The 4,671-nt window shown below is 62.0% G+C and carries 6 protein-coding genes; 4 read left to right on the top strand and 2 right to left on the bottom strand.

The window, feature by feature from the left end; translation table 11 throughout:
- The 4 genes from QOC89_RS05610 to QOC89_RS05595 all read left to right on the top strand — a co-directional run.
- Nucleotides 1-705 (top strand): MBL fold metallo-hydrolase (locus QOC89_RS05610; RefSeq protein ID WP_323044123.1); only part of this gene is annotated, 705 nt, incomplete at its 5' end.
- Nucleotides 706-763: 58 nt separating this feature from the next.
- Nucleotides 764-2,482 (top strand): FAD-dependent oxidoreductase, encoded by a 1,719-nt coding sequence (locus tag QOC89_RS05605; RefSeq protein ID WP_323044122.1) that lies wholly within the window; start codon nt 764-766, stop codon nt 2,480-2,482.
- Between the two features lie 69 nt (nt 2,483-2,551).
- Complete coding sequence (locus QOC89_RS05600; protein WP_323044121.1) at nt 2,552-2,776, top strand: DUF2783 domain-containing protein; 225 nt, start codon at nt 2,552-2,554, stop codon at nt 2,774-2,776.
- Nucleotides 2,777-2,854: 78 nt separating this feature from the next.
- A complete protein-coding gene (locus QOC89_RS05595) occupies nt 2,855-3,550 on the top strand; it encodes a 4'-phosphopantetheinyl transferase family protein (RefSeq protein ID WP_323044120.1) in 696 nt (231 codons plus the stop codon).
- A gap of 110 nt (nt 3,551-3,660) precedes the next feature.
- Here the strand turns inward: QOC89_RS05595 and QOC89_RS05590 are convergent, their stop codons facing one another.
- Together QOC89_RS05590 and QOC89_RS05585 are read right to left on the bottom strand one after the other, a co-directional pair.
- The gene (locus tag QOC89_RS05590) at nt 3,661-3,837 is read right to left on the bottom strand and encodes a hypothetical protein (protein ID WP_323044119.1); all 177 of its coding nucleotides are present in this window, start codon (nt 3,835-3,837) and stop codon (nt 3,661-3,663) included.
- Between the two features lie 292 nt (nt 3,838-4,129).
- On the bottom strand, nt 4,130-4,609 hold the full coding sequence (locus QOC89_RS05585) for a hypothetical protein (RefSeq protein WP_323044118.1): 480 nt from the start codon (nt 4,607-4,609) through the stop codon (nt 4,130-4,132).
- Between the last annotated feature and the right edge of the window lie 62 nt (nt 4,610-4,671).

Raw genomic sequence — 4,671 nt, 5'->3', positions numbered from 1 at the left:
CTCGGCGCGTCGGCGTATTTCGAGGAAGGCGCGCAGCAGGTGATCGCGAGCCGCGGCACGTACGAGATGATCGTCGAGCGCGGTGAAGCGGATATGAAGTCGGAGATCGAACGCTTCCCGCGTCTCTGTGCCGGCGTCGAAACGGTGCCGGGCCTGACGTGGCCGACACTCGTGTTCGAAAAGGAAATGACGTTGTTCCTCGGCAAGCTCGAAGTGCGTATCGCGCATCTGGGCGCGGGTCACACGAAGGGCGATACGGTCGTCTGGCTGCCGTCGCAAAAGGTGTTGTTCTCCGGCGACCTGGTCGAATACGACGCAGCCTGCTATTGCGGCGATGCGCAACTCGAACACTGGCCGGCTACGCTCGAAGCGCTGCGCGCGCTAAAGGCCGACAAGCTGGTGCCGGGCCGCGGTCCCGCATTGACCACGCCGGAAGATGTCAACAAGGGCCTCGATTACACGAAAGATTTCGTCACCACGCTGCTGCAGCAAGGCCGCGAGGCCGTCGAGCAAAAGCTCGATCTGAAGGCCGCCATGGCGCACACCCGCAAGGCGATGGACCCGAAGTTCGGCCACGTGTTCATCTACGAGCACTGCCTGCCGTTCGACGTTTCACGTGCCTTCGACGAAGCGAGCGGCATCACGCATCCGCGCATCTGGACCGCGCAGCGCGACAAGGAAATGTGGGACGCGCTGCAAGCCTGATAACGGCCTCGAAAGGCCGCAAGGCGTCAAGCAGAGCAGAGAAGGACGGAGACACAAGATGAGCATCAACTACCAGACGCTGTCGTTCGAGTACAAGCCGTGCCGCGAACAAAGCGAACCAGGCGGGCAAGGCGATGCGGAGCACGCGCCTTATCCCGTGATCGTGGTCGGCGCGGGGCCGGTGGGCCTCGCTACCGCGATCGATATTGCGCAGCAGGGCGTGCCGGTCGTGCTGGTGGACGACGATTGTTCGCTCTCTACCGGTTCGCGGGCGATCTGTTTCTCGAAGCGTTCGCTCGATATCTTCGACCGGCTCGGCTGCGGGCAGCGTATGGTGGACAAGGGCATCAGCTGGAATGTCGGCAAAGTGTTCCTGAAAGATGAACTGGTGTACACGTTCAATCTGCAACCGGAAGCGGGCCATAACCGGCCCGCGTTCATCAACCTGCAGCAGTACTACGTCGAAGGCTTTCTGCTCGAACGCGCGCGGGAGATGCCGAATCTCGAGATCCGCTGGAAGAGCAAAGTGGTCGGCGTGCAGCAGAACGGCACGCGGGGCACCCCTCAAGCCAGCGTGACGTTGACTGTCGATACCCCCGACGGTCAGTACCCGTTGCGCGGCCGCTATGTGGTCGCCGCCGACGGTTCGCGCAGCCCGATGCGCACGCTGATGGGACTCGACAGCAAGGGCGTCACATTCAAAGACCGTTTCCTGATCGCCGACGTGAAGATGGAAGCGGAGTTTCCGACCGAGCGGTGGTTCTGGTTCGATCCGCCGTTCCATCCGAATCAATCGGTGCTGCTGCATCGTCAGCCGGATAACGTGTGGCGGATCGATTTCCAGTTAGGATGGGACGCCGATCCGGTGCTGGAAAAAACGCCGGAACGTGTGATTCCGCGCGTGCAGGCATTGCTTGGTCAGGACGCGAAGTTTGAGCTGGAATGGGTCAGCGTCTATACGTTTTCGTGTTTGCGCATGGAGCGGTTCCGGCACGGCAATGTGTTGTTCGCCGGCGATTCCGCGCATGGCGTGTCGCCGTTTGGCGCACGCGGCGCGAATAGCGGCGTGCAGGATGCGGAAAACCTCGCATGGAAACTGGCGATGGTGCTCGAAGGTCGAGCGTCGGATGCGTTGCTCGACACCTATGCAAGCGAGCGCGAATTCGCCGCGGACGAAAACATCCGCAACTCCACCCGTTCAACCGATTTCATCACGCCGAAGAGTCCGGTTAGCCGCGTGTTCCGCGACGCTGTGCTGAAGCTCTCGCGGCATCACCCGTTTGCGCGGCAGTTGACGAATAGTGGCCGCCTGTCGGTGCCGGCGGTGTTGCGTGATTCCCCGCTGAATACATCGGACGGCGACAGCTTCGACGGATTGATGGTGCCGGGTGCATCGTGCGTCGATGCGCCGGTTCATGTGGGCGGACAACCGGCATGGCTGCTTCAGCAACTCGGCCAGCAATTCACGGGCGTGTTGTTCTGCGGCTCGCAAGCTATCGATCAGGCGACGCGAGCCGCGTTGGATGCCTTGCTTAGCGGTCCGATTCCGCTGAAGCTGGTCGTTGTGACGAGTGGCGATGCACAGGCCGCCGCGGCTTCGGGTGCAAAGGTGGTGCACGACATCGAGGGTCTTGCAGCCGCGCGTTATGACGCCAAACCCGGCACGTTCTATTTGATCCGCCCGGACCAGCATGTCTGCGCGCGTCGGCGGCAACTCGATGCGAGCGTTGTGATGGATGCGTTGAAGCGGGCGTTGTGCGTGGAAGAGGCGGCCTGAGCGTCTCGGCACATGCGGCACATCGGCACATCGGCACATCGGCAAAAGAAAGAATAGCAGGAGACAGTGATGACATTGAACACGCAACCCAATCTCACGCGCCCCGACGATTTCTACGAGGCGCTGATCGACATGCATCGCGATCTGGACGATGCACAGAGTCAATCGGCCAATGCGCAACTGATCCTGTTGCTCGCCAACCATATCGGCGATCACGCGACGCTGCTCGAAGCGATGCGGCACGCACGTGAGGGCGTGGTTGACGGCATGCCGAAGGACGCGAAGCGCATCTGAAGATCGGATCGGACATCATTTCGGGTACAGTCGCGCATATTCCCTTGCGACTGCACGTTCAACATCCGAACCCTCGCGATGTATTCGATCGAACCTATTCCATTGCCGCACGACGGCCCGTCCGACATTTCGTTGTGGCGGGTCGATTTCGCTTTCGGCACGCCGTTGGAGGATGCTGCCTTCGCGCCGCTCAGCGACGAAGAACGCGCGAGAGCCCAAAGCTTTCGCCGCCACGAAGACGCATTGCGTTTTGCAACGGTGCGCGCGGCACTGCGCGAGCAACTCGCGCGGCGTCTCGGCATCGCGGCATACGCCGTGCGGTTCAATCTCGATGCGAACAGCCGCCCTCATCTTGCCCATTCCAACGCCTACGATTTCAACGTCTCCCATGCAGGCGCGCATGGATTGATCGCGATGTCGCCGTGCCGGCGCGTCGGCGTCGATATCGAGCAGTACAGCGATAAATTCGATTGGCGTTCGATCGCGTCGTTGACGCTCGATGCCAGCGAGGCGGCGTGGATCGAGCAACTAGGCGTCACGCAGCAGATCGCCGCGTTTTATGACGCATGGGTCGCCAAGGAAGCGCTCGTCAAAACCACGGGTGTGGGTATCACACGCGGCTTGCAGCATCTGACGGTGCTGCCGCGTGACAGTGCCGAGGTGAGGCTGCGCAATCAGATTCCGGATGACATGCGCGAGATTGCAGCGCAGTGGGTCGCGGCACCGCAGGCTTATGCCGCATGCGTGGCGTGGTCGATCACCACGTTCCCTTGAGACATCCTGGGTCGAACGCGAGCCGCGTTGCTCGATCCGCCCAACACGTGGCCGACTGCATCGCCGCGCAGCGCGTCAATCCATCCGATTCGCAATAACGGCACGCCACACTATGCAGCGGGCTTGCCAAACACCAACGCCTTAGGCCATCCGAAAGCATGCACGTGCGTGACCGGTTGCGCGAGTGCAACCGCCGCGCGAATCTTGCCCGACATCGGCAGATCGAGCACATGCCACTGGCCATGGTCGGCAAGGTCGAACGCGCTGGCTGTGACATCGCTCGACAACAGACTTCGACAGCCACATCTCGCCTTCCTGTACCGCCACCGGCAGCCATTCGCAACGGAACCGCCACAGGTGCAACTCGCCCGCGCGTGGCACGGCAATGCTGCGCGGATAGTGGCGAGTCAGCGAATGCGAGGCGAATTGCGGCGCGGTCACGCCGACGATAACGTGTGCGTGTCGAACAGGTTGATCGGCTTGCGAGCCATTCGCGTGATTCGTTGCCTGCGAGTCGACGCTGTCACGCACACGCGGCAGCGAGAGATAAGCGAGTTCCAACGTCATACGCTCGGGTCCTCAATGCATATACGTGACGCGGCGCGCTTGCACGTCGAGTTCGATGCCGGCGTCGAGCAGATCGATGGCGAACCAGCGGATCAGCTTCAACACGCCGCTGACGGCCGGCGCCGGCAGCCATTCGTTCAGCATGCGCAACGCAGCGCCGCTGTGCGTTTTTTGCAGCAGCGCGATGGTTTGCAGAATCACCGCTTCGTCCTTGCCGAGATCGCTGGCGCAGCGGCATCGCATGTCGAGCGGACGATAGGACACGTGCATCAGCGAACGCATCAGCAGGTCGAAATGTTCAATGCCGTCTTGCCGCAAGCCCACGCCGCTCAGGATCTCGCGCCAGTGCACGCTGCCGCGCGCCGTTTCACACGCCGGCCGCAGCCACGTGCGTACGGCGCTGAGGACCGTGCGGTCGGGGGCGTCGGCGGTATCCGTGACGTGATCGTCGACCAGTTCGGGACGGCTGCTGTGCTGAGAGCGGAAATCCATGGTTGCTCCTGAATGGACATGGTCCAATGAATCGCCCGCCTGATCGGCGGAGTGCCGCGTCG

It is taken from the genome of Paraburkholderia sp. (assembly GCF_034668105.1).
Lineage (GTDB): Bacteria > Pseudomonadota > Gammaproteobacteria > Burkholderiales > Burkholderiaceae > Paraburkholderia.
Note: the sequence above shows the minus strand (reverse complement) of the source record. Positions and strands in the feature narration are given on the sequence as shown.